Source organism: Pseudomonas sp. 43(2021), from assembly GCF_017490805.1.
Taxonomy (GTDB): Bacteria; Pseudomonadota; Gammaproteobacteria; order Pseudomonadales; family Pseudomonadaceae; genus Aquipseudomonas.
Window position 1 is genome coordinate 193,639 of sequence record NZ_JAFGYJ010000006.1, and the last position, 22,673, is coordinate 216,311.

General features: G+C 62.9%; 27 protein-coding genes and 2 tRNA genes. 8 read left to right on the forward strand and 21 right to left on the reverse strand.

Features of this window, described 5'->3' with window-relative positions:
- Window positions 1–5: 5 nt before the first annotated feature.
- From J5M71_RS07475 to J5M71_RS07505, 7 genes are all read right to left on the reverse strand, one after another.
- A complete protein-coding gene (locus J5M71_RS07475; RefSeq protein ID WP_207831201.1) occupies window positions 6–965 on the reverse strand; it encodes a glutathione S-transferase family protein in 960 nt (319 codons plus the stop codon).
- A gap of 92 nt (window positions 966–1,057) precedes the next feature.
- Window positions 1,058–2,062: a glycosyl transferase family protein gene (locus tag J5M71_RS07480; RefSeq protein ID WP_207831203.1), complete on the reverse strand. Its 1,005-nt coding sequence runs from the start codon at window positions 2,060–2,062 to the stop codon at window positions 1,058–1,060.
- A complete protein-coding gene (locus J5M71_RS07485) occupies window positions 2,059–2,394 on the reverse strand; it encodes a TusE/DsrC/DsvC family sulfur relay protein (protein ID WP_025339766.1) in 336 nt (111 codons plus the stop codon). The genes J5M71_RS07480 and J5M71_RS07485 overlap by 4 nt, the downstream gene beginning before the upstream one ends.
- Window positions 2,391–2,687: a sulfurtransferase complex subunit TusB gene (gene tusB / locus J5M71_RS07490; protein ID WP_207831205.1), complete on the reverse strand. Its 297-nt coding sequence runs from the start codon at window positions 2,685–2,687 to the stop codon at window positions 2,391–2,393. Before tusB ends, J5M71_RS07485 begins: the two co-directional genes overlap by 4 nt.
- Entirely contained in the window at window positions 2,687–3,046 is a 360-nt protein-coding gene (gene tusC, locus J5M71_RS07495; protein WP_063912576.1) for a sulfurtransferase complex subunit TusC, read from the reverse strand. The genes tusB and tusC overlap by 1 nt, the downstream gene beginning before the upstream one ends.
- Before the next feature lies 1 nt (window position 3,047).
- Complete coding sequence (gene tusD, locus J5M71_RS07500; protein WP_144173979.1) at window positions 3,048–3,440, reverse strand: sulfurtransferase complex subunit TusD; 393 nt, start codon at window positions 3,438–3,440, stop codon at window positions 3,048–3,050.
- Window positions 3,441–3,622: 182 nt separating this feature from the next.
- Window positions 3,623–5,002: a uracil-xanthine permease family protein gene (locus J5M71_RS07505; RefSeq protein WP_207831207.1), complete on the reverse strand. Its 1,380-nt coding sequence runs from the start codon at window positions 5,000–5,002 to the stop codon at window positions 3,623–3,625.
- Window positions 5,003–5,085: 83 nt separating this feature from the next.
- Here J5M71_RS07505 and J5M71_RS07510 point away from each other — a divergent pair, with 83 nt between their 5' ends.
- Window positions 5,086–5,331 carry a hypothetical protein gene (locus tag J5M71_RS07510; RefSeq protein WP_207831308.1) on the forward strand — a complete coding sequence of 82 codons (246 nt, stop codon included), beginning with the start codon at window positions 5,086–5,088 and terminating at the stop codon, window positions 5,329–5,331.
- Here J5M71_RS07510 and J5M71_RS07515 read toward each other — a convergent pair.
- The gene (locus tag J5M71_RS07515) at window positions 5,312–5,983 is read right to left on the reverse strand and encodes a Bax inhibitor-1/YccA family protein (RefSeq protein ID WP_046614862.1); all 672 of its coding nucleotides are present in this window, start codon (window positions 5,981–5,983) and stop codon (window positions 5,312–5,314) included. The two genes, J5M71_RS07510 and J5M71_RS07515, sit on opposite strands and share 20 nt — an antisense overlap.
- Window positions 5,984–6,117: 134 nt before the next feature.
- On the opposite strand from J5M71_RS07515, the gene J5M71_RS07520 reads away from it, so the two are divergent.
- A tRNA-Ser gene (locus tag J5M71_RS07520) sits at window positions 6,118–6,205 on the forward strand.
- A 214-nt stretch (window positions 6,206–6,419) separates the two neighbouring features.
- Here the strand turns inward: J5M71_RS07520 and J5M71_RS07525 are convergent.
- From J5M71_RS07525 to J5M71_RS07535, 3 genes are all read right to left on the reverse strand, one after another.
- Window positions 6,420–6,803, reverse strand: a complete 384-nt coding sequence (locus J5M71_RS07525) for a hypothetical protein (RefSeq protein ID WP_207831209.1) — start codon at window positions 6,801–6,803, stop codon at window positions 6,420–6,422.
- 336 nt (window positions 6,804–7,139) lie between these two features.
- The gene (locus J5M71_RS07530) at window positions 7,140–7,325 is read right to left on the reverse strand and encodes a hypothetical protein (RefSeq protein WP_063912572.1); all 186 of its coding nucleotides are present in this window, start codon (window positions 7,323–7,325) and stop codon (window positions 7,140–7,142) included.
- 293 nt (window positions 7,326–7,618) lie between these two features.
- The gene (locus J5M71_RS07535) at window positions 7,619–8,662 is read right to left on the reverse strand and encodes an alpha/beta hydrolase (protein WP_207831212.1); all 1,044 of its coding nucleotides are present in this window, start codon (window positions 8,660–8,662) and stop codon (window positions 7,619–7,621) included.
- 207 nt (window positions 8,663–8,869) lie between these two features.
- On the opposite strand from J5M71_RS07535, the gene J5M71_RS07540 reads away from it, so the two are divergent.
- Complete coding sequence (locus J5M71_RS07540; protein ID WP_063912570.1) at window positions 8,870–9,223, forward strand: SH3 domain-containing protein; 354 nt, start codon at window positions 8,870–8,872, stop codon at window positions 9,221–9,223.
- On the opposite strand, the gene J5M71_RS07545 is transcribed toward J5M71_RS07540, so the two are convergent.
- On the reverse strand, window positions 9,208–9,786 hold the full coding sequence (locus J5M71_RS07545; protein ID WP_207831213.1) for a cysteine hydrolase family protein: 579 nt from the start codon (window positions 9,784–9,786) through the stop codon (window positions 9,208–9,210). The genes J5M71_RS07540 and J5M71_RS07545 overlap by 16 nt on opposite strands.
- Before the next feature lie 700 nt (window positions 9,787–10,486).
- Window positions 10,487–11,392, reverse strand: coding sequence for a LysR family transcriptional regulator (locus J5M71_RS07550; protein WP_207831215.1), 906 nt, complete (start codon window positions 11,390–11,392; stop codon window positions 10,487–10,489).
- Between the two features lie 98 nt (window positions 11,393–11,490).
- On the opposite strand from J5M71_RS07550, the gene J5M71_RS07555 reads away from it, so the two are divergent.
- Complete coding sequence (locus tag J5M71_RS07555; RefSeq protein ID WP_207831217.1) at window positions 11,491–12,252, forward strand: TSUP family transporter; 762 nt, start codon at window positions 11,491–11,493, stop codon at window positions 12,250–12,252.
- Window position 12,253: 1 nt separating this feature from the next.
- On the opposite strand, the gene J5M71_RS07560 is transcribed toward J5M71_RS07555, so the two are convergent.
- The 4 genes from J5M71_RS07560 to J5M71_RS07575 form a co-directional block, all read right to left on the reverse strand.
- Complete coding sequence (locus J5M71_RS07560) at window positions 12,254–13,678, reverse strand: GGDEF domain-containing protein (RefSeq protein ID WP_207831286.1); 1,425 nt, start codon at window positions 13,676–13,678, stop codon at window positions 12,254–12,256.
- A 139-nt stretch (window positions 13,679–13,817) separates the two neighbouring features.
- Window positions 13,818–15,647, reverse strand: a complete 1,830-nt coding sequence (locus J5M71_RS07565; RefSeq protein ID WP_207831219.1) for an SLC13 family permease — start codon at window positions 15,645–15,647, stop codon at window positions 13,818–13,820.
- A 138-nt stretch (window positions 15,648–15,785) separates the two neighbouring features.
- Window positions 15,786–16,169, reverse strand: a complete 384-nt coding sequence (locus J5M71_RS07570) for a glycine zipper domain-containing protein (RefSeq protein WP_025339704.1) — start codon at window positions 16,167–16,169, stop codon at window positions 15,786–15,788.
- 73 nt (window positions 16,170–16,242) lie between these two features.
- Window positions 16,243–16,434 carry a hypothetical protein gene (locus tag J5M71_RS07575; protein ID WP_003257401.1) on the reverse strand — a complete coding sequence of 64 codons (192 nt, stop codon included), beginning with the start codon at window positions 16,432–16,434 and terminating at the stop codon, window positions 16,243–16,245.
- A gap of 206 nt (window positions 16,435–16,640) precedes the next feature.
- Between J5M71_RS07575 and J5M71_RS07580 the strand changes: the two genes are divergently transcribed.
- Together J5M71_RS07580 and J5M71_RS07585 are read left to right on the forward strand one after the other, a co-directional pair.
- On the forward strand, window positions 16,641–16,991 hold the full coding sequence (locus tag J5M71_RS07580; protein WP_207831221.1) for a hypothetical protein: 351 nt from the start codon (window positions 16,641–16,643) through the stop codon (window positions 16,989–16,991).
- Window positions 16,992–17,177: 186 nt separating this feature from the next.
- On the forward strand, window positions 17,178–17,999 hold the full coding sequence (locus tag J5M71_RS07585; protein ID WP_207831223.1) for a class I SAM-dependent methyltransferase: 822 nt from the start codon (window positions 17,178–17,180) through the stop codon (window positions 17,997–17,999).
- On the opposite strand, the gene J5M71_RS07590 is transcribed toward J5M71_RS07585, so the two are convergent.
- From J5M71_RS07590 to J5M71_RS07605, 4 genes are all read right to left on the reverse strand, one after another.
- Window positions 18,000–18,767, reverse strand: a complete 768-nt coding sequence (locus tag J5M71_RS07590) for an SDR family oxidoreductase (RefSeq protein ID WP_063912563.1) — start codon at window positions 18,765–18,767, stop codon at window positions 18,000–18,002.
- 36 nt (window positions 18,768–18,803) lie between these two features.
- Window positions 18,804–19,871, reverse strand: a complete 1,068-nt coding sequence (locus tag J5M71_RS07595) for a phosphotransferase family protein (RefSeq protein ID WP_207831225.1) — start codon at window positions 19,869–19,871, stop codon at window positions 18,804–18,806.
- A 212-nt stretch (window positions 19,872–20,083) separates the two neighbouring features.
- Window positions 20,084–20,401 (reverse strand): SCP2 sterol-binding domain-containing protein, encoded by a 318-nt coding sequence (locus tag J5M71_RS07600; RefSeq protein WP_046614879.1) that lies wholly within the window; start codon window positions 20,399–20,401, stop codon window positions 20,084–20,086.
- A 56-nt stretch (window positions 20,402–20,457) separates the two neighbouring features.
- Window positions 20,458–21,168, reverse strand: a complete 711-nt coding sequence (locus J5M71_RS07605) for a histidine phosphatase family protein (protein WP_063912561.1) — start codon at window positions 21,166–21,168, stop codon at window positions 20,458–20,460.
- A 197-nt stretch (window positions 21,169–21,365) separates the two neighbouring features.
- On the opposite strand from J5M71_RS07605, the gene sohB reads away from it, so the two are divergent.
- Together sohB and J5M71_RS07615 are read left to right on the forward strand one after the other, a co-directional pair.
- On the forward strand, window positions 21,366–22,385 hold the full coding sequence (sohB, locus tag J5M71_RS07610; protein ID WP_207831227.1) for a protease SohB: 1,020 nt from the start codon (window positions 21,366–21,368) through the stop codon (window positions 22,383–22,385).
- A gap of 154 nt (window positions 22,386–22,539) precedes the next feature.
- Window positions 22,540–22,613, forward strand: a tRNA-Cys gene (locus J5M71_RS07615).
- Window positions 22,614–22,673 lie beyond the last annotated feature (60 nt).

The following is a 22,673-nucleotide window of genomic DNA, read 5'->3' on the forward strand; positions in this document are numbered from 1 at the left end:
CAATCTCAAGCCTGCCAGATTCCCTTGCCTGCCAACCGCTCCCGATCATGCGCCAGGTTGAAGTCCTGCAGCGGCCCCTTGGGCACGATCCCGTTCGGGTTGATGGTCTTGTGGCTCATGTAGTAGTGCTTCTGGATATGCTCCATGTCCACCGTACCCGCCACCCCCGGCCACTGGTACAGCTCGCGCAGCCAGTTCGACAGGTTGTGATAATCGCTCAGGCGGCGCAGGTTGCACTTGAAGTGCCCGTGGTACACCGCATCGAAGCGCACCAAGGTAGTGAACAGGCGCACATCGGCCTCGGTCAGGTATTCCCCGGCCAGGTAGCGATTGCGGCCGAGCAAGTCTTCCAGGTAGTCCAGTTCGTTGAACACTTCATCAAAGGCAGCCTCGTAGGCTTCCTGCGTAGTGGCAAAGCCTGCGCGATACACACCGTTGTTCACCGCCGGGTAGATGCGCTCGTTCAGCGCATCGATGGTCGGGCGCAGCGGCTCTGGGTACAGGTCCAGCGTATTGCCGGTCAGTTCATTGAACGCGCTGTTGAAAATGCGGATGATCTCCGACGACTCGTTGTTGACGATGCGTTTCTCTTTCTTGTCCCACAGCACGGGTACAGTCACGCGGCCGGTGTAGTGCGGGTCATCCTGGGTATAGCGCTGGTGCAGGTACTGCAGCGCATCGAGGTGGTCGCCGCTGGAGCCTTGCTGCTGGTCGAAAGTCCAGCCATGGTCCTGCATCAGCCAGCTGACCACAGATACGTCGATCAGGGGCTCCAGGCCCTTGAGGGCACGGAAGATCAGGGTGCGGTGCGCCCATGGGCAAGCCAGCGAGACGTACAGATGGTAACGGCCGGCTTCGGGAGCGGGCAGCTGATTGCGGCGTTGGGCATTTTCGCGCTTGAACGTGCCGTCCTTGCCGTTTTCATACCACTGGTCATGCCAGCGGCCGTCGATCAAAAGGCCCATGGTGAGCTCCTCGGAACAAAGTTGTTTGTCGTTGGAGCCCAGTCTAGGGGAAATCGTTCGAATAACTAGCGCAAAGAATGCCCCCTTAGTATCTAGTTATTCGATTGGTTCCGTGCGCTCCAGTAACCACGTGCGGTTGCGAAAGCCTGCTCACGGTGCTGGCCCAGGCCGCGCAGGGCCAACGCCATGGTCGCGACCACGGCCATTTCACCGTAGCTGTCCTCGGCCTCGCCGCGCCAGACCGCCAGCAATTGCTCGGGCTGCAGGCTGGGCGGCTTCACGTGGCGGCGCTCGCTTAGTGCTGGCCATTCCTCGTCCCAGGCTTCGCCGGCAGTGGTGCCGTACAGGTGGCTGATGACATCGGGGTTGACCTCGATCTCGCCGCCATCACCCTTGATCACCACGGCATGGTCGCCCAGCAGGCGGCTGGCCTCGCGGTGCACCGCCTGGTAACCGGGGTGGAAGATGCTCTGCAGGCCACAGCGCGCAGCCAGCGGGTTGAGCACCCGGGCCAGCGAATGGATGGGCGACCGCAGGCCCAGGGTGTTGCGCAGGTCGATCATGCGCTGCAACTGCGGCGCCCAGTCCTGCAGCGGGAAGAAGGCCAGGTGCTGCTGGTTCAGGGCCTGGCTGACGGCGGCCCAGTCACGGCATAGCGGGATTTCCAGCAAGGACAGCAACTGCTCGGTGTACAGGCGCCCGGCGGTGTGTGCACCGCCACCGTGCATCAGAATGCGCACGCCATTGTTGGCCAGGCACTTGGCGGCCAGCAGGTACCAGGGCAGGTGGCGCTTCTTGCCGGCGTAAGTGGGCCAGTCCAGGTCCACGGCAATGCTCGGCGCCTGCAAGTGCGCGCGCAGAGCCTCGGTGAAGCCGGCCAGTTCTTCGGCGCTTTCTTCCTTGTGCCGCAGCAGCATGAGGAAGGCACCGAGCTGGGTGTCCTCGACCTTGTCTTCCAGCAGCAGGGTCATGGCCACGCGGGCTTCGTCACGGGTCAGGCCGCGCGCGCCGCGCTTGCCTTTGCCAAGAATGCGCACGAATTCGGCGAACGGATGTTCGGCGGGGGTTTCCAGGGTAAGCGGGCGAGGTGCTGTCATATGCAGTTGGTCGGCTTGGGCAGGCCCGCCAGCTTGGCGGCCAGTTTGGCGGGAGTGCCGTTGAACAGGCGGTTCAGGTGCGGGCTGTTGCCCTTGTCCGGGCCCAGTTTGAGGGCCGTGTACTTGATCAGCGGGCGCGTGGCCGGGGACAGCTGGTATTCCTGGTAGAACTGGCGCAGCAGCTCGAGGATTTCCCAGTGGTCCGCCGTCAGCGGGATGCCCTCGCGTGCGGCCAAGGCCTCGGCGGCGGCATGCGACCAGTCTTGCAGGTCGACCAGGAAGCCGTCCTTGTCCAGGGCGATCGCCTGATCGCCAACGTTGAGGGTATTCATAGCCAGCTGTTGACCTTGTCGTAATGCAGCGACAGTTCGACGAACCCGCCGTAGTCCACGGCCTTGGCCAGTTCGTTGCCGACCGCGCGGGCCTGCACGTCTTCTTCCAGGGCGAACAGGCGCTGGGCCAGGCCGGCGGCTTGCAACTGGCGGTGCGGCTCGCTGCCGCTGCGCAGGGCATACACCGCATCGCCGCACAGCAGCAGGGCGTCGTCGGTACCGAGCAGGCGCAGGCAGCTGGCCAGGCGCTCGTCGCCGAACGGGGAGTGGGCAATTACATGCAGGGTCGTCATCAGAGTGTTACCACCTGGTCGAAACGGGCGATCAGTGCGGCCAGGGCCGCGTCGTCCAGCACTTGCACCGGCAGCGCCAGGGTGTCGGCTGCCAGGCCGCGACGTGCGAGGCTGTGGCTGCAAGCGAACAGGTCTTCGACGCCGAACATTGGCAGCGCTTGCAGGTTGGCGGCCAGGTTCTTCTGTTGCACGGCGGTGGGCTGCTGGTCCGCAGCGAGCTGGAATACGCCGTCATCGAGGAACAGCATGCCCAGCGGCAAATCGAACGCGCCGCCAGCCAGGGCGATGTCCAGTGCCTCGCGGGCCGATGGGCCGTTCCAGGGTGCCTGGCGGCTGATGATCAACAAGGATTTGGCCATTTCAGTCGCCTCCGAAGCAGACAAGGCGATCGGCAACCTGCGCCGCCTCATGCAACTGGCCAAGCCCCGACAATTCCCAGGGTTTGGGCAGGTTCACGGCCGGGCGCTGGTAGCGGTTGGCCTCGGCCTCATCGAGCACGCCACGGCGCAGGGCGGCGGCGATGCACACCACTGCGTCCAGCTGGTTGGCTTCGATGAAGGCGCGCCATTGGCCGGCCACATCCAGCTCATCCTGGGGGGCGACCACGTTGGCCGAGGCACTGTGTACCCCGTCCTGGTAGAAGAACAGCCGGGCAATCTCATGCCCGCCAGCCAGCACCGCCTCGGCGTAGCGCAAGGCGCGCCGCGAGGAGGGCGCATGGGCCGGGGAGAACACCGCGATAGCGAATTTCATGGATAACTCATGCAAAAGGAATGGTGCCATGATAAAGCAAAAAAGCCCGCGCCCGCTTGTGCATGGCGGGGCGGGCTTTCTGTCTTGCACCAATCTTCAGGTCTACGCGGCCTCATAGGAGCGGCCTTGTGTCGCGACGGGCTGCAAAGCAGCCCCACGGCCCTGACAGAAGGACTCCAGGCTCAAGCCTGTTCCTTGCTCTCCGGCAAGAACCAGTTCAACACCAGGGCACAGATACCCCCGGTAGCCACGCCCGACTCCAGCACATTGCGAATCGCCGCCGGCATGTGCGCCAGGAACTCCGGCACCTGCGCCACACCCAGGCCCAAGGCCAGGGACACAGCGATAATCAGCAGGGCGCGACGGTCCAGCCGCGTGCTGGCCAGGATATTGATCCCTGACGCCGCAACCGCACCGAACATGACCATGGCCGCACCACCCAGCACGGGTTCCGGCACTGCCTGGATCACCCCGGCAACGCTCGGGAACAGGCCCAGCAGCACCAGCATCACGGCTATCCACAGGCCGATATGGCGGCTGGCGATCCCGGTCAACTGAATCACCCCGTTGTTCTGGGCAAAGATCGAGCTCGGGAAGGTGTTGAACAAACCGGCCAGCAGCGAGTTGGCCCCGTTGACCAGCACACCACCCTTGATCCGCTGCATCCACACCGGTCCTTCGACCGGCTGGCGCGACACCTTGCTGGTGGCGGTAACGTCACCAATGGCTTCCAGCGAAGTCACCAGGTAGATCACCAGCATCGGAATGAACAGCGCCCAGGAGAAGCCCAGGCCGAAGTGCAGCGGCGTCGGCACCTGGAACAGCGCGGCTTCGTGCATGCCGGTGAAGTCCAGGCGGCCCAGGTAGCCGGCCAGCGCATAGCCGACTGCCAGGGCGATAACGATGGCACAGCTGCGCATCCACACCACCGGGATGCGGTTGAGGATGACGATGATCGCCAGTACCACGCCCGACAGCAGCAGGTTCTCGCCATTGGCGAAGGTGCCATTGGCCATGGCGCCGAAGCCACCGCCCATGCTGATCAGGCCGACCTTGATCAGGGTCAGGCCGATCATCAGCACCACGATGCCGGTTACCAGCGGGGTAATCAGGCGTTTGACGAAGGGCAGGATGCGCGACACGCCCATTTCGACGAACGAGCCGGCGATTACCACGCCAAAGATGGCCGCCATCACGCCCTCTACGGGCGTACCTTGCTTGACCATCAGCGCCCCGCCGGCAATCAGCGGGCCGACGAAATTGAAGCTGGTGCCCTGGACGATCAGCAGCCCGGCGCCGAACGGCCCGAAGCGTTTGCACTGGACGAAGGTGGCGATCCCCGAGATGACCAGCGACATGGAAACGATCAGGTTGGTATCCCGTGCGGAAACACCTAGCGCCTGGCAAATCAGCAGGCCAGGGGTGACGATCGGCACGATGATCGCCAGCAGGTGCTGCAGGGCAGCCAGCAGGCCGATCAACAGCCTTGGCTTGTCCTCCAGACCCAGCACCAGTTCATTGGCAGGCGCCGCCGCGCCTGGGCTGTGTTCGTGTGAGCTCATTGCAGAAAGCTGCCCCGAAAGAAAAAAGGAGCGCATTCTACGGGGTGATGGCGGATTGGGGTAGAGCAAAGCACGATGGCGGCATGATCGACGACCATGCGCCTTATTATCTGACTTTATGGTCAGTTATTGAGCGCTATATGCTTCAGCAGGTAGAGCATAAGCCTGAAACCTGCGCGGACCCGGTGGGAGCGGGTTCACCCGCGAAGAAACCAACGCGGTGCCTGGCACCGGCTGCGCCGGTGTTCGCGGGTGAACCCGCTCCCACAAAAAAGCCCGCCGAAGCGGGCTTTCTCACGCAGCAATCAATCAGTCATCACGACCCATGATGCCAAACAGCTGCAGCAGGCTGACAAACAGGTTGTAGATCGACACATACAGGCTGATGGTCGCCATGATGTAGTTACGCTCGCCACCATGAATGATCGCGCTGGTCTGGAACAGGATGCAGACCGACGAGAACAGCACGAAGCCAGCGCTGATCGCCAGTTGCAGGCCGCTGATCTGGAAGAAGAAGCTGGCCACGACAGCACCCAGCAGGACAAAGAAGCCCGCAGTGATGAAGCCGCTGAGGAAGCTCATGTCCTTGCGGGTGATCAGCACATAGGCCGACAGGCCACCGAACACCAGTGCAGTCATGGCAAACGCCGAGCTGACCACCTCGGCGCCACCGGCCATGCCCAGGTAACGGTTGAGGATAGGGCCGAGGATGAAGCCCATGAAGCCGGTGAGGGCGAAGGTAGAGACCAGGCCCCAGACCGAGTCACGCAGTTTGTTGGTAAGGAAGAACAGCCCGTAGAAGCCGATCAGCACCACGAACACGTTCGGGTAGCCGACGCGCATCTGCTGGGCCACGAAGGCCATGACACCGCTGAAGGCGAGGGTAAGTGCCAGCAGGCTGTACGTGTTGCGCAGGACCTTGCTGATCTCCTGCTGCTCGACCTGCTGGCCGTGGTGTACGGCGTAATCCTGTTCGCGCATGGCGACACTCCTTGGTAAACCTGTGGTTTTCAAACGTTCAGATGCTAGGAGTCTATCAGAGCTCCCACAACCCGCGACACAGAGAGTTTGACAGCTTGTTTCATTACGGTATGATGGCGGCCGCAAAACGAGCTGGAAGCGTGGCCGAGTGGTTTAAGGCAACGGTCTTGAAAACCGTCGATGGGCAACTATCCTAGAGTTCGAATCTCTACGCTTCCGCCATATTCAAAGCCCTGATTATTCAGGGCTTTTTGCGTTTTTTGGGCATAGAAAGCCATCCTTGGGAACGTCCGTGGGAATGGATTGTTTCGCAAGCGCTTCCGATACTTCTTGCTTGGTCGGTTTCGCCAAGGCCCCAACTTCCTCCTTGGCGTCATCCCATTCTGACAGGCACGAAAAAGCCCGCCGAGGCGGGCTCCTCGCTGGTTACTGAGCGCTAGCCGCAGCCTCTCAAGCCAAATTGCATCACTGACAACTGCGCGGAAATCTGATCCGTAGGCCGGACCCAAACCTTGTCTCCCACCGTTTCCATGCGGTAGTTGATGGAAATAGCGCTGTCGTTCTTCCCGGTAATGTACAGAACGGCCGACCCCTTCATGCCAAGCAGCCCGTCAGTATCAAGGGCGACCGAGTCAATCTTGGCCACGGACCTGCAGGTGGCGTTCATCTGCCCAAGATTGGTAACGATTTGTAAGCCCAGCTGGCGGACCAGGTCCTCCCCGGTCTTTTCAAAGTCTGCGTGCCTCTTCCATTCGACAGCTGCATAGCCGGAACCAACGAGCAGAATGATAAAAACACCAAGCTTTTTGATACGTGACACTGGTGATCCCGATAGATGTAATGGGTGAATGCTGCTGCAGGGCCTGGATACAGGTTACGTCCAGGCGGATGAGCCGATCCTTGTGCCTGGTGTTCTCCGGGATGATGCAGACGTGGGCATCCTAGTAGAAGAGGTAGATCCCGTCACCCACAAAACCGCGGACGTTGATGTTCACGATCAGTGACGCAGCGCGGAGGTGGGTAATGTTCTGCAGGAGCTGCGTAAAGCTTGAGGTCTGCCCTGTACCTGTGGGAGCGGCTTCAGCCGCGAACACCGGCGCAGCCGGTGCCATGCACCGTGTTGCATTCTTCGCGGGCATGCCCGCTCCCACAGGTTCTATTGCAGGGTCACTGGCTTCATGTCATCCGGTAATTGCCGAATAGCCGCTTCTATCCGCTCGATCGGTGCCGCGAGTTCGTCCGCTTCCTTGTCCTTGCCCTCCCTTCTCAGGCGATCGCGCTCAAGGCGCAGGTTAAGCAAATTTTTCTGCAGTTTCAGGGCCGAGGCATTGAACGGGTCCATGCTTTTCTCATGCTGTAGGCCTCCGTGCCGTTGTAGGAAAACTGGACCGTAGCAGCTGGAATTTGCTGGAGAAACTGATGTTTCATACAGGCAAAGCCCACTGCATCGATTCTTCCTACATTGCGCGGTAAAAAATCCTACAAGCTACGTTTCAAGACATGTCTTTCAAACCTGGCTCAACACCGCGTAGTAGCTGGGAACAAGCAGTTTCGGCAATGCCCGCCTTCAACGCGGCTCAATCGAAGGCGTGTCGTGCTTTTCGAAATCTTATGTAGCAATTGCTGCCCCGAAAACTAAAGGTGATCCGCATCCACCACTGCCTGGGTGAACGCTTGCGGCGCTTCCTGCGGCAGGTTGTGGCCGACGCCGCCGCTGATCAGCCGGTACTCGTACTTGCCGGTAAAGCGCTGCGCATAGGCTTCGGCCGGCGGGTGCGGGGCGCCGTTGGCGTCGCCTTCCAGGGTGATGGTCGGTACGCCGATGCTGGGGAAACTGGCCAGCTTGGCCTCGAGCGGGTCGTAGCGTGTTTCGCCCTGGGCCAGGCCCAGCCGCCAGCGGTAGTTGTGCACGGTAATCGCCACCTGGTCGGGGTTGTCCAGGGCCTTGGCGCTACGCTCGAAGGTGGCGTCGTCGAAGGCCCACTTGGGCGAGGCGGTTTGCCAGATCAGCTTGGCGAAGGCATGGCGGTTCTTGTCATAGCCGGCCTGGCCGCGCGCGGTGGCGAAGTAGTACTGGTACCACCACTGCAACTCGGCGCTGGGGGGCAGGGGGGCCTTGGCGGCTTCCTGGCTGCTGATCAGGTAGCCGCTGACCGACACCAGTGCCTTCACCCGCTCGGGCCACAGTGCCGAGACGATGTCGGCGGTGCGTGCGCCCCAGTCGAAGCCGGCGAGCACGGCACGCTGGATATGCAGCGCGTCCATGAAGGCGATCACATCGCTGGCCAGCGCCGCGGGCTGGGCGTTGCGTGGGGTTGCTGCAGACAGGAAGCGGGTTTGGGCGTAACCACGTACGTAGGGCACTAGCACCCGGTAGCCTTTTGCTGCCAGGGCGGGTGCAACTTGTTCAAAACTGTGAATGTCATACGGCCAGCCATGCAGCAGGATCACCACCGGTCCGTCGGCCGGGCCTTGCTCTACGTAGGCCACATCGAGCACGCCAGCGTTGACGTGTTTCAACGGGCCGAAGTCATCTGCCGCTGTGGCGGCTGGCTGGGGCTGCTGTGGTGCAGCCGTGGCGATGTTCGCCGCCAGCAGGCCAAGTGGCAGCAGGGCACAGGCGAGCAGTGTACGGCTGAAGCGGTGTGGCAGGGTGGTGGTCGAGTGGCGGGCAGACATCGGGCATCTCCTTGGCGAGGCCATCGGTGCGGGTTGATGGGGGCCAGTAAAGATGACGGCTGTATCGAGGATGTGTCCGCGCAGCCTGCAGGAAACGTTGTTGTGTATCAGGTCTCAATTTGTACACATGAAGATACAAATACCGGGTGGCAGCGGTTTTTGCCGCTTCTGCTACGATCGATAGGTTTCCCGGGCAGGGAGAGGCCCATGCATTACGTCGTGATAGCACCTCATCGCAGTGAGTACCCGCGGCCCATCCGCTTCGCCAAGGGCACTCTGCTGGATATCGGCCCGCGCTACGAGGGCGAGCCAGGCTGGCAGGACTGGTACCTGTGCACCTGCGCCGGCCAGGAGCCGGGCTGGGTGCCGGCCCAATTGATCGAGCGCCTCAGCGTGTGCAAGGGCAGGGCGCTGGACCACTATTCGGCGCATGAACTGGATGCCGACCCAGGGCAGTTGGTGCAGATGGTGCGCCCGCTCAATGGCTGGGTCTGGTGTCGGCGCCATGGCGATGACGAGTTTGGCTGGTTGCCTGCGCAGAAGCTTCAGCGGCTGTCCTGAAGCGCGCCTCCGGCCAGTACCTGCTCCGTGCGCAGAATGCGCGCGTAATCCAGAGCCAGGTTGCTCAATGACAGCGCATGCACATCCTCCGCGGGCCAAAGCCGGCCTTGCAGGTCGTGCTGGTCAAAGGTGAAGCAGGCATCCTCTACTACCACCACATCGAAACCGAGATTGCCCGCCGAGCGTGCACTGGATTCCACGGAATTGTTGGTAATTACCCCGGTGATGACCAGCTCGTTGATGCTGCGCGCGTGCAACCAGCGCTCCAGGCCGGAGTTGGCGAAGGCATCGGGCACATGTTTGTCGAACACGGTTTCGCTGGCCAGCGGGGTGAATGCGGGCTGGAATTCGCAACCGGACTGGCCCGGCCAGAACACCGAGTCCACCGAGCGGGACAGGTGGCGCACATGGATCACCGGGCGCCCTGACTGACGCCACGCAGCCAGCAGCTCGCCTATACGCAGTTCGGCCTCGGGGTTGTTACGCCGGCCTAGGCGCGGGTGGTGGATGCCAACCTGAAGGTCAATCAACAACAGGGCAGCGTTGGTCGCGAAAGCGGTCATGACGGGATGGCACTCCTTGGCAGGTTCGGGCGCTTGACCCTAGCACAGCGTGGATGACTGCAAAAATTGCTGTCACGCGTAAGGGGCTGGTGCGTTGCTCTTGTGGGAGATTACCCAGCCCTTTGGGCTGCGCTGTCGCGCAGAGAACTCAGTGCGCAAGCGGTCCGCGTACCGTGTGGGAGCGGGCGTGCCCGCGAAGAATCCAACGCGGTGCCTGGCACCGGCTTCGCCGGTGTTCGCGGCGGTTCGACGCCTCGACACGCCCGCTCCCACAAAGAATCGGCGCCGTTGCATCTGATCCGCTTTTTTTCCACAAACCTGAATCTGTAACCGTATCAGCTCACGCCCGACAATATGTCCATTCCCGCATCACACTTGTAGAGGTTCCAATGGGCAAGCTTGCGCTATTCCTGGGTGGTTTTCTGCTGCTGACCATTCTGATTGGTATTCTTGGCACCATTCCGCCAAGCTGACGTTCATCATCCAAATTCCCCGCGGCCTGCCTGTCCTCCGGGCGGGCCCATTGCTCTTCGTTGTTGGCCGATTCACCCTACCGATTTGTACGATAAGTCATTCTTTGCACTGGGAAATCTGTCCACAAAAAACGTGGGTAGGTCTGTGGATAAAGTGCTGCAAGCCAGGCCCACGGCGGGCTCTGTTAAATTGAGCAGAATTTGAACAGCCGTTTCAGGGGGGTGTTTCAGTAGGCCAGGCCGGCGCGGCGTAGGGCCACCAGCAGGTCGCGCACCCGTGCCGGCAGCTCGCCGGCGGGGTACACGGCATGCATCTGCGGGTCCTGGCCGTTGCTGGAGGTCAGGCGGTATTGCGGGCATACCCGCACCAGCCGCCCGGCCTTGACCTGCGCTTCGCCAACCCAGGCGGCCAGGCGGGCGATGCCGGCACCGGCCAGTGTGCTGTGGTACACCGCGTCGCCTGAGTCCAGCCGCAGCCTGGGCCTGGGGCGCAGGCTGGTGATCTGGCCGTCGCGGCAGAAGTGCCAGGCCTTGAGGATGCGCGGGGCGGTGTGCAGGATCAGCGCGTGGCCTTCGAGGTCCTCGGGTTGTTGTGGCGTGCCGGCCAGGGCCAGGTATTCAGGGCTCGCATACAGGTGGCGCCGGTAATCCCACAGTGGGTAGCCGATCAGCTCGCTCGACTGCGGGAAGGCGCCGCGCACCACGAAATCGAACTTGCCTTGCAGTGGGTCCAACGCCCCGTCGCTGTACTGCACGTCCAGGGTTACCTGGGGGTGGCAGCGGGAAAACTCGGCAAGCACCTGGGGCAGCACATGTTCACCCAGCACCTGCGGTACGGCGAAGCGGATCCAGCCTTGTGCGCTGCCGCTGAGCGCGGCCAGTTCGTCGGCGGCATCACGTTGCACATCCAGCAAGCGTTCGGCATGGGGCAGCAGGCGCTCGCCGGCTTCGGTCAGGGTCACAGCGTTGGCGTTGCGGTTGAGCAGTTTGCTCCCTGCGTTGTCTTCCAGGGTTTGTACCGCGCGGGTTACTGCGCTGGGGGAGCGCCCCAGGGCGCGGGCGGCGGCAACGAAGCTGCGCTTGTGCGCCACGCTGACGAACGCCTGGATTTCCCGCAGCATGTCCAATGCCATTGCCTGCTCCTCGTTGCAGTTTTCGCAATGTGGCATTTCAACACAAGCGCGGCACTTTGATTAGCCTTGCAGGCGTCTCCACTGCCTGGAACCGCGTCATGATGGATATCGCTGTGCTTTCCGTGTTCGCCTTCGCCGCTGGGCTGATCGACGCTGCCGTGGGTGGCGGCGGGCTGATCCAGATCCCGGCCTTGTTCAACGTGCTGCCCACCGCGCAACCGGCGGCATTGCTTGGTAGCAACAAACTGGCGTCGGTGTGTGGCACGGCCTTCGCGGCGCGTTCGTTCATTCGCAGGGTGACGCTGGACTGGGGGTTGATCGTGCCGGCGGCGCTCAGTGCCTTCGTCATGTCGTTCGCCGGTGCCGCCACGGTGTCGCTGGTGCCGCCCAGCGTGATGCGCCCGGCGGTGCTGGTGCTGATCGTGCTGATGGCCATCTACACCTTCTGCAAGAAGGACTTTGGCACGCTGCACAAACCCGCAACGATCGGCCGCAAGGAGCAGTGCCTGGCGGTGCTGATCGGTGGTGCGATCGGCTTTTACGATGGCCTGTTCGGTCCGGGCACCGGCAGCTTCCTGATCTTCCTGTTCATCCGCTTCTTTGCCCTGGACTTCCTGCACGCCTCGGCATCGGCCAAGGTGGTCAACATCGCCACCAACCTGGCGGCGCTGGTGTTCTTCGTGCCATCGGGCAACGTGCTGTACGCCATCGCCTTGCCCATGGCGGTGTGCAACATCCTCGGCGCGCTGACCGGTGCCTGGCTGGCGGTGCGCAAGGGCGCGGGCTTTGTCCGCGGGTTGTTCCTGGTGCTGCTGTGCGTGCTGATCGCCAAGTTGACGTGGGACCTGCTGGCCGGCTAGTTCACATCACCTGGCGTTGCGGTTCGGCCTGCTCGACGCGGTTGCGGCCATGGGCCTTGGCCCGGTACAACGCCTGGTCAGCGCGCGCCAGCAGTTCGTCGAGGGTGGGGGCCGGCATGTCGGCGGCACAACCGGCCAGGCCGATACTGACAGTAATCTGCAGGGGCTGCTCGGCCTGCACCACATGCAGGTCCTGCACGGCGCGGCGCAGGCGTTCTGCCGTGAACTTGGCCCGATCTGGCGCCAGGCCCGGGAGGACCACGACGAACTCCTCGCCGCCCAGGCGGGCGAACAGTTCGCCATCATGCAGCTGCTCCTGCAGGGTCCCGGCAAACTGGCGCAGCACCTGGTCACCAACCGCATGGCCGTGGGCATCATTGATCGACTTGAAGTGGTCGATGTCCAGCATCATCAGGGTCAGCGGCAGCGCCTGGGCGTGTTGCTCACGGCTGTCCAGCAGCGCGTTGGCGCGGCGGGTGAAGGCGCTGCGGGTGAGCACGCCGGTGAGGTGGTCGATGGTGGCCTGATGCGCCAGGCGGGCCATCAGGCTGCGGTTGGCCTGGCTGACGCAGGCCACCACCAGCGGCCCGAGCACCAGCATGGCGATGCCAAGGCGCGCCGACATCAGCGTGGTCACCCCGGGCTCGCTTTGCGGCACGCTGAAATGCATAAGGTTTTGCGCTACCGCCACGATCAGCGTGCTGCCAGCGGTAAGTGTCAGCAGAGAGACCAGAAACGGGGAGTAGGTCCAGGCGCACCACAGCAGTGCGGCAATCGGGAAGGCAATGGCCCCGGGGCCGCCGAAGGCAATGCTGAACGCCAGCGAGGCCAGCAGCACAAGCAACGGTGCCAGGCGGATGGCCTGGGCGCCACCGCGCACCAGCGCCCGTGCCGAAGGCGCCGTCAGCAGCACTGGCAGCACCAGCACGCTGGTGGAGAATTGTTCGCTGAACCAGGCCAGCCAGGTGGCGCGCAAGGACTGTTCGAACCACGGCGCGGCCATTACCGCCGCCATGCTGGCCGCCACGATCGCCGCGGCGGCGGAGGCGCCAAACACGCTGAGCACGCCGTGGGGGGTACGCATGCGCCGGTGCAGGCGCGGCAAGCGCGAGAGCAGCAGCCAGAGGGTGGCCACCACGCCCAGGTTGCACAGGTTGAACCACAGGGCGGGTACCCAGGCACTGCCGCACAGCAGGTCGGCGCCGACCATGGCCAGCCAGACCAAGGTAAAGCCCGTCAGCGTGGCCTGCCGGGGATAACGCAGCAGCACGCCGGCCAGTACCGCATTGACCGGCCAGAATAGCGACAGGGATTCGATCGGACGGGCCAGGATGCCGCCCAGGGTGAGGGCAAAGGTCAGGCCGAGCAGAACGACGTAGTGCAGCACGCGCGATTGGGCTGGAAAAACCATGGGCTCGACCGGCAAAGCGGAAACGAAATCCAGGACAACGGCTTGAAGCACCTGGGGCAATTGCGCACAAGTTTGTTTCGTCAGAGGACTTGATGTCAATCTGCCGCGATTGGTCGAGATAATGCCAAATTGCCTCCATCCGCTACCGATCACCTCACAGCCCGAAGAACCACGGCACCATCAACACGGTCACCAGCATCACCAGCACGGTAAACGGCACGCCGACCTTGACGAAGTCGGCGAAGCGGTACTGCCCCGGGCCCAGTACCAGCGTGTTGACCGGCGATGACACCGGCGTCATGAACGCCGCCGAGGCGGCCAGCGCCACGGTCATGGCGAACGGGTAGGGCGACATGCCCAGCTGCGCGGCGGTGCTGACGGCCACGGGTGCCATCAGTACCGCGGTGGCCGTGTTGGAGATGAACAGGCCGATTACTGCCGTGACCGCGAACAGGCAGGCAAGAATGGCACTTGGGCCGGCACCGCCCAGCACGCTGACCAGGCCACCCACCGCCAGGTCGATACCGCCGGTTTTCTGCAGTGCCTGGGCAAAGGGCAGCATGCCGACGATCAGCACCAGGCTTTGCCAGTGGATGGCCCGGTAGGCGCTGTTCATGTCGATGCAGCGGCCGGCGCCCATCAGCAGGCAACCGATCAGTGCGGCAATGACGTTGGGTACCGCGCCGCTGACCATCAGCCCGACCATCACCGCCAGGCTCAGCAACGCCTGTGGTGCGCGGGTGCGGGCGGGCGCGACCAGGTCGATTTCTGCGGGCAGGCTCAGAACCAGGAAGTCCTTGGGCTTGCTTTGCAACTGGCGCACGGCTTTCCATGGGCCGACTACCAGCAGGGTGTCGCCCAGGCGCAGCTTTTCTTCCACCAGTTGTTCTTCGATCGCTGCCTGCTCGCGGCGCAAGCCGACCACGTTGAGGTCGAAGCGAGTGCGGAAGGCCAGTTCGAGGATGCTCTTGCCGATCAGTTTCGAGCCAGGTGGCAGCGAGACCTCGGCCATGCCCAGCTCCTGGGACTGGTCGATGAAGTAGGCGGCCTTGAAGTGCAGAGGCTCCAGCTGCATGGTCTGACACAGGCTGCGCAGGTCGTCGTGGTTGGCGAACAGGTCGAGCAGCAGCACGTCGCCCTGGTGCAGCACGGTGCTGGAGTCGGCGGCGATCACCCGCGTGGTGAACTTGTGCTGGCGTTCGATGCCGATCACGTTGGCGCCATGGCGGGTGCGTAGCTCCAGCTCGCCCAGGGTGTGGCCGATCAGCGGGGAGTGGGGGCGGATGCGCAGGCGCCGCTCACGGCCATTGAGCTTGTAGTCCAGCACCAGGTCCAGCAGGGTGCGGCGGCTTTCCACGCGGCCGTCCTTGCGCACTTCGCCGTTCAACCAGTGCCGGGTCAGCAGCATGTAGCCGATGCCCAGCACCAGCACCACCAGGCCAAACGGGGTGAAGCTGAAGAAGCTGAAGCCCGCTTCGCCATGGCGCACCAGTTCGCTGTGCACCACCACGTTGGGTGGTGTGGCCACCAGGCTTAGCATGCCGCTGATCAGGCCGGCGAAAGCCAGTGGCATCATCAGGCGGCTGGGCGAAATCTGTAGGCGCGCGGCGATGCTCAGCACCACCGGAATGAAAATGGCCACCACACCGGTGGAGCTCATCATCGAACCCAGCCCCGCCACGGCCACCATCAGCAACACCAGCAGGCGGGCCTCGCTGTTGCCGGCCCGCTCGCTCATCCACTCGCCGATGCGGTAGGCAATGCCGGTGCGCACCAGGCCTTCACCGACCACGAACAGGGCGGCGATCAGTACCACGTTGGGGTCACTGAAGCCGGCCAGCGCCTGTTCCACGGTGAGGATGCCCGACAGCGGCAGGGCGAGGATCACCAGTAGCGCGACCACGTCCATGCGTGGGCGATTGATGACGAACAGGACGATGACGATGGCCAGCAGGCCGAGGACCCAGAGTAGCTCTTGGTTCATGAGGAGGGGGTGTTCCTTCACACGGGGGCAGGATAGACAGTAGCAGCCAGTGTGCCGGAACGTGGTGAAGGGGGTGTTGATGTACTGCAGGGTTTGCAAAACAAAAGGGGCCGCATTGCGGCCCCTTGGTCACCGGGATCAGTGACGGTGACGACGGTGCTTGCCGTTGTTGTCGCCCAGGTGGTTGCCGATGGCACCACCAGCCGCGCCACCCAGGCCGGCACCTACGGTGGAGCCGGTCTTGCCGCCCACCGCACCGCCCAGCAGCGAGCCGCCGGCCGAGCCCAGGCCACCGCCGATGGCGGCTTCGGTACGGTTGCCCTTGCGTGCACCTACCGCACTGCCGGCTGCGCCGCCGAGGCCGGCACCGATGGCCGCCCCCGTTTTGCCGCCGATCTGTTGACCGACAACGTTACCCAGAACACCACCCAGGCCACCGCCAATGGCGGCGGTACCGTCACCGGCGAAAGCGCCCTGGCACAGCAGCAGGCCGAGGGCAAGGGAAGGCAGAGTCAGACGCATGATACGAACCTCAAAGGAATCATCAGGTTAAGGTGCCGCGCAACGGGCGGCGGCTCAGGGTTGAAAAGACGCTTCAGCGGTAGTAGCGGTCACCACGGTACCGACGATAGTCATCATCATCGTCGTCGCGGTCATGCCGATGGTGGTGGCGATGGTCACGATCACGGTCACGCCAGCCATCGTCGTCGTCATGGTAGCGATGGCTATGGCACCCTGCGGTCAGCAGGACAACGGCAATCAGCGAAAGGCTTGCAAGACGGGTCATCACGATATAGGTCCTTGATCCGCAAAGGTTTACGGCACACCTTCTGAGACTGGGAAGGATCCATTTGGTTTCGCTGTCAGGCAAAAAATTTGTCGGGCCAGCGATGAGCGGCATGCCTTGTCTGCGACTGCCACCTGTGCGCGGCAATTCACTCGCGTGGCTTGCCAGTGCTAGAGTCGCGTTCTTTTTTACCCTGAGGATGGAACATGCGTGCGATTCTGCCGATGGCCGCGGCGCTGATGCTGGTCGGTTGTGCTTCTGCAACCATGGAAACGGCCCGCGGCGGCAAGCCGACTGCGCAGCTCGACTCGCACAAGGCGCCGGCGCTGGTGGCCCAGTGCATCCAGTTCAGCTGGCAGGAAGAGAAGGTGTTCGGCGACGATGCCAGTGGCTACCTGGAACCACGCAAGCAGGGTGGGTTCACGGTGTATACCCGTGAGGCCGAGGCGTTCGTGGATGTGTACCCGCAGGCGGGTGGGGCGCGGGTGGATTACTACGCGCAGAAGAACGACGGCGTGGCCCTGCAGCGCCGGGCGGCGGCGGCGACCTGCCTGTAACGTCAAAACACATTCCCCTGTGGGAGCGGGTTCACCCGCGAATGCGTCGGTACATTCAACACCGCATTCGCGGGTAAACCCGCTCCCACAGGGGGCGCGCGAGCTTTACAATTTTTAGCAATGCAGTCCTGTCGCAGGGAGATTCGTGGGGGCTAGCATAAGCCCCCACGAATCAAGGAAGACACCATGGACCGCTCATTGCAACTCAACCGCGCCAGCTGGGATGAACGTGCTCCGCTGCACGCTGCTTCCAACGACTACGAAGTCGAACGGCTCATCCGGCAACCCGAACACCTTTCCGAAACCGTACGCTTCGACCTGCCATTGCTTGGCAATATCGACGGGCTCAACGCCGTTCACCTGCAGTGCCACATCGGTACCGACACCCTCTCGCTGGCGCGCCTTGGCGCCAAGGTCTGTGGCCTGGACTATTCCACGGCTTCGCTGGCCGAGGCGCGGGTGCTGGCCGAGCGCTGTGCGGCACCCATCGCGTATGTCGAGGCCGACGTCTATGCCGCCGACAAGGTGCTGCCAGCTGGCACGTTCGACCTGGTCTACACCGGGATCGGCGCGCTCTGCTGGCTGCCCCGCATCGAGCCGTGGGCGCGTACTGTCGCGGCCCTGCTGAAACCAGGTGGGCGGCTGTTTCTGCGCGACGGGCACCCGATGCTGATGGCGGTCAACGAAGACCACCAGGACCGCCTGCAACTCGAGTACCCGTATTTCGAGCACGAAGAGCCGACGGTGTGGCACAACGACCAAACCTACGTCGAAACCGAGCAGCGCCTGTCTCACACCGAAACCCACGAGTGGAACCACGGCCTGGGCGAGGTGATCAGTGCCTTGCTGGCGCACGGCCTGCAGCTGACCGCCCTGGTCGAGCACCAGAGCATCCCCTGGGAGGCGCTGCCGGGGCAGATGGTCAAGGGCGACGACGGTGAATATCGCCTGCGCGAGCAGCCCGCGCGCCTGCCCCTGAGTTACACCCTGGTGGCAGTAAAAGCCTGATCAGGACAGGTAGCCGCCGTCGACATTGAGCGCGGTACCGGTGGTGTAGCTGGAGGCATCGCTGGCCAGGTACAACACGGCGCCGGCCATTTCCTTGGGGTCGGCCACGCGCTTGAGCGGGATATGCTGCAGCGCGGCGTTGAGGATGGCGTCGTTCTTTACCAGTGCCGAGGCGAACTTGGTATCGGTCAGGCCCGGCAGCAGGGCGTTGCAGCGGATACCGAACGGCGCGCATTCCTTGGCGAAGACCTTGGTCATGTTGATGACCGCCGCCTTGGTCACCGAATAGATGCCCTGGAACAGGCCGGGCGACACCCCGTTGATCGACGCCACGTTGATGATGCTGCCGCCACCCTGTTCACGCATCAGCTTGCCGGCCTCTACCGACATGAAGAAGTAGCCACGGATGTTCACGTCCACGGTCTTCTGGAAAGCACCCGGGTCGGTATCCAGCACGTTGCAGAACTGCGGGTTGGTGGCGGCGTTGTTGACCAGGATGTCCAGCCGCCCGAATTGCTCGCGGATGCCGGCGAACACCTGCTGGATCTGCTCCAGTTCACCGATGTGGCAGGCTACCGCCGTTGCCTTGCCGCCGGCGGCGATGATGGCGTCGGCCACCTGCTGGCAACCGTCGAGCTTGCGGCTGGACACGATCACATGGGCACCTTGCTGGGCCAACAGGTGGGCGATGGCCTCGCCGATGCCACGGCTGGCGCCGGAAACGAAGGCAATCTTGCCGTCGAGGTCGAACAGGTGGGTCTTGGACATGCTGTTTTCCTTGTTATCCGTCGTCGAAGTCGGGGCTCAGAGGCTGGACTTGGCGATGACCTGCAAGGTCATCTGCTCCAGCAGGCGGTTCATGTGGATGAACTGGGCAAAGCGCTTGTCCTGGGTCTGGCCGTGGTAATAGCGGTAGTAGATCTGCTGGACGATGCCGGCCAGGCGGAACAGGCCATAACAATAGTAGTAATCGAAGTTGTCCAGGCGGATGCCAGCGCGCTCGGCGTAGTAATCGACGAACTGGCGGCGGTTGAGCATGCCCGGGGCGTTGCTCGGCTGGCGGCGCATCAACTGCACTGGCGCCGGGTCGTCGGCCTGGATCCAGTAGGCCAGGCTGTTGCCCAGGTCCATCAGTGGGTCGCCGAGGGTGGCCATTTCCCAGTCCAGCACACCGATGATGCGCATGGGGTTGTCGGCATCGAGGATCACGTTGTCGAAACGGTAGTCGTTGTGCACGATGCCGGGCCGCGTGTGGTCGGCGGGCATTTTCTCGTGCAGCCAGGCGGTTACCTGTTCCCAGCGCGGGGCGTCCGGGGTCAGGGCCTTTTCATAGCGACTGGTCCAGCCCTCGATCTGGCGCTGCACATAGCCTTCCGGCTTGCCCAGGTCGGCCAGGCCGCAGGCGTTGTAGTCCACCTGGTGCAGTTCCACCAGGCGGTCGATGAAGCTCTTGCACAGGGCCTCGGTGCGGTTGGCGTCGAGGTCCAGTTCGGCCGGGATGTCCGAGCGCAGGATGATGCCCTTGACCCGCTCCATCACGTAGAACTCGCCGCCGATCAGGCTGGTGTCGGTGCAGTGCACATAGGCCTTGGGGCAGTAGGGGAAGCCGCTGTTCAGCTGGTTGAGGATGCGAAACTCGCGGCCCATGTCGTGGGCCGATTTGGCCTTCTGCCCGAACGGTGGGCGGCGTAGTACGAAGTCGCGGCCCGGATAGCTGACCAGGTAGGTAAGGTTGGAGGCGCCGCCAGGGAACTGGCTGATGCTCGGCAGGCCATCCAGGCCGGGGATGTTGGCCTTGAGGTAAGGGTCGATGACCGCCGCGTCGAGTTCTTCGCCGGGGCGTACCTGGGTGGACTGGTCGGTGAGCGTCATGCGTTTTCCTTATTCTCGATCACAAGGACTATTGGCTAATCTAATGGTCAGCTGGGTGTGGGACAAGCGTGCCAGGTGCCATATAGGCGAGGGTGTTGCTGCCCGATCAACTGCCTTGATGAAGCGACTGGCGATAGGGCCCGAACAGGCGGGCAAAAAAAAACCGAAGCCGGTCAGGCTTCGGTTTTTCGATCATCCGGTACCCCCGACCCTCAGGACGGGAACAGCTCGCTGAGCTTCATCGACAGCATCATGTCGCCTTCAACGCGCAGCTTGCCGCCCATGAACGCCTGCATGCCGTCGGTTTCGCCGCTGACGATACCCTTCAGGGTTTCGCTGTCCATTACCAGGGTGCAGTTGGCATCCGGGTTTTCGCCTTCCTGCAGGTCGCAGGTGCCGTCCTTGACGATCAGTGCGTAGTGCTTGCCTTCGTCGGTGATGTTGAAGCCGAACACCAGGTCCAGGCCGGCGGCAGCGGATGGGTTGAACTTCTCTTGCATCTTTTTAACGGCATCAGCTACGGAGGTCATGGCGCATTCCTTATAGAGTGATTTACACGTCCCCGCAGGGACACAACAAGCCGGGCTCATCGATAGGTGACAAGCTCCGGCGCCCTCAACAGTTGCACATGGGCCTGGCTGTTGAAGGAAGCCAGTGCCACGTCGCGGCCGCGGAACTTCAGCTGGCTGAGCGACGTGTTGATGATCTGCCAGTTCAGCGCGAACGCCTGGCTGGGGGTAATACGGGTAACCAGGTGGAGCAGGGCGGCAATGGTGCCGCCCGAGGTGAAGATGGCAATATTGTCACCGCTACCGGCGGCATCGAGTACGCGCTGCAGGCCGCCTTGCACGCGGGCGGTGAAGGCCTGCCAGGTCTCCAGGCCATCGTCGGCATGTTCGCCATCGTGCCAGCGCTGCACCATCAGTGCGAACAGGCGCTGGAACTCGCTGCGGTGCTGCGCGCCATTGCGCAGGATGTGCAGGGCGTCGGGCTCTTGCGGCAGCAGCCCGGGCAACAGGGCGCGGATCACGCCATCGGCATCGAACTCATTGAACGCAGCATCGGTCTCGACAGCCGGCACCGGGCTGCCGTTGGCATGCAGTGCTGCCAGGGCCAGGCGCGCGGTATCCTGCTGGCGGCGCAGGTCGCCTGCCACGCAGCGGTCCAACCGTACCCCGAGCTGGGCCAGGTGCTCACCCAGGGCCTGGCTCTGGCGCTCGCCCACGGGCGAGAGGACATCGTAGTCATCGGCGCCGAAGGAGGCTTGGCCATGTCGGATCAGGTAGAGGTTGCCCACGAAAGGTTCCGGCCTGTTGGAGGTTGCTGCGAGGTTAGGATGCGGCACACGGGCTGTCAACGAAAAAACATACAAGCGTTTGAAAAGGTTGTTTGAAAGGTGTTGCCGGCGTTTACAGCGGCTGGCAGCACCTCAGGCGCAACGGTATGCTTGCAACAGTTACGCGCCGTCGTGGCGCAGGTCTTTAAGGAGTCAACGTGGAGTTTCTTGCCGAATACGCAAGCTTTCTCGCCAAAACCGCCACCCTGGTCATCGCCATCCTGATAGTGCTGTCGGCTATCGCCGGGCTGCGCGGCAAGGGGCGGCGCAAATCGGGTGGGCAATTGCAGGTCACCCGCCTGAACGAGTTCTACAAGGATCTGCGCGAGCGCCTGGAGTCCGGCCTGCTCGACAAGGCCCAGCTCAAGGCCTTGCGCAAGCAGCAGGCCAAGGCGGAAAAACAGCAGAAGAAGGGCAAGGCCGAGGAAAAGGACCGGGTCTTCGTGCTGGACTTCGATGGCGACATCAAAGCCTCTGCCACCGAAAGCCTGCGCAACGAAATCACCGCGCTGCTGACCCTCGCCACCCCGCGTGACGAAGTGGTGCTGCGCCTGGAAAGCGGTGGCGGCCTGGTGCACAGCTACGGCCTGGCCGCATCGCAGCTGGCGCGCATTCGCCAGGCCGGCATCCCGTTGACCGTGTGTATCGACAAGGTGGCTGCCAGCGGCGGTTACATGATGGCCTGCATCGGCGAGAAGATCGTCAGCGCGCCGTTCGCCGTGCTGGGTTCCATCGGCGTGGTGGCGCAGTTGCCCAACGTCAACCGCCTGTTGAAGAAGCACGACATCGATTTCGAAGTGCTGACCGCCGGTGAATACAAGCGCACCCTGACGGTGTTCGGCGAGAACACCGAGAAGGGCCGGGAGAAGTTCCAGGAAGACCTGGACATCACCCACCAGCTGTTCAAGGACTTCGTTGCCCGCTATCGTCCGCAGCTGCACATCGACGAAGTGGCCACTGGCGAAGTCTGGCTGGGCGTCGCGGCACTCAACCGCAAGCTGGTGGACGAGTTGCAGACCAGTGACGAGTACCTCAGCGAGCGCGCGCGCAGCGCCAACCTGTTCCACCTGCACTACGCCGAACGCAAGAGCCTGCAGGAGCGAATCGGCATGGCTGCCAGTGGCACGGTGGAGAACACCGTGGTGGGCTTGTGGAGTAAACTCGGCCGCCTGCGCTAACACCTTGAACCCGTTGAAATTTTTTTTCGTTCAGGGGGTTGCAAGGTTAAAGGAATGAAGACATAATGGCGCCCATCGAAACGCAGCAAACTTTGAAAAAGGTTCAGCGTTTCAAGGAGATAGCGAAGCGCAAGCTGCTAGATCCGACCTTTGAGGCCGAGTAGCAAAGTGGTTATGCTCCGGATTGCAAATCCGTCTACGCCGGTTCGATTCCGACCTCGGCCTCCACCATTCGAAAGCCCCGCAGATTAACGTCTGCGGGGCTTTTCTTTGCGGGTCAAAAAAGCC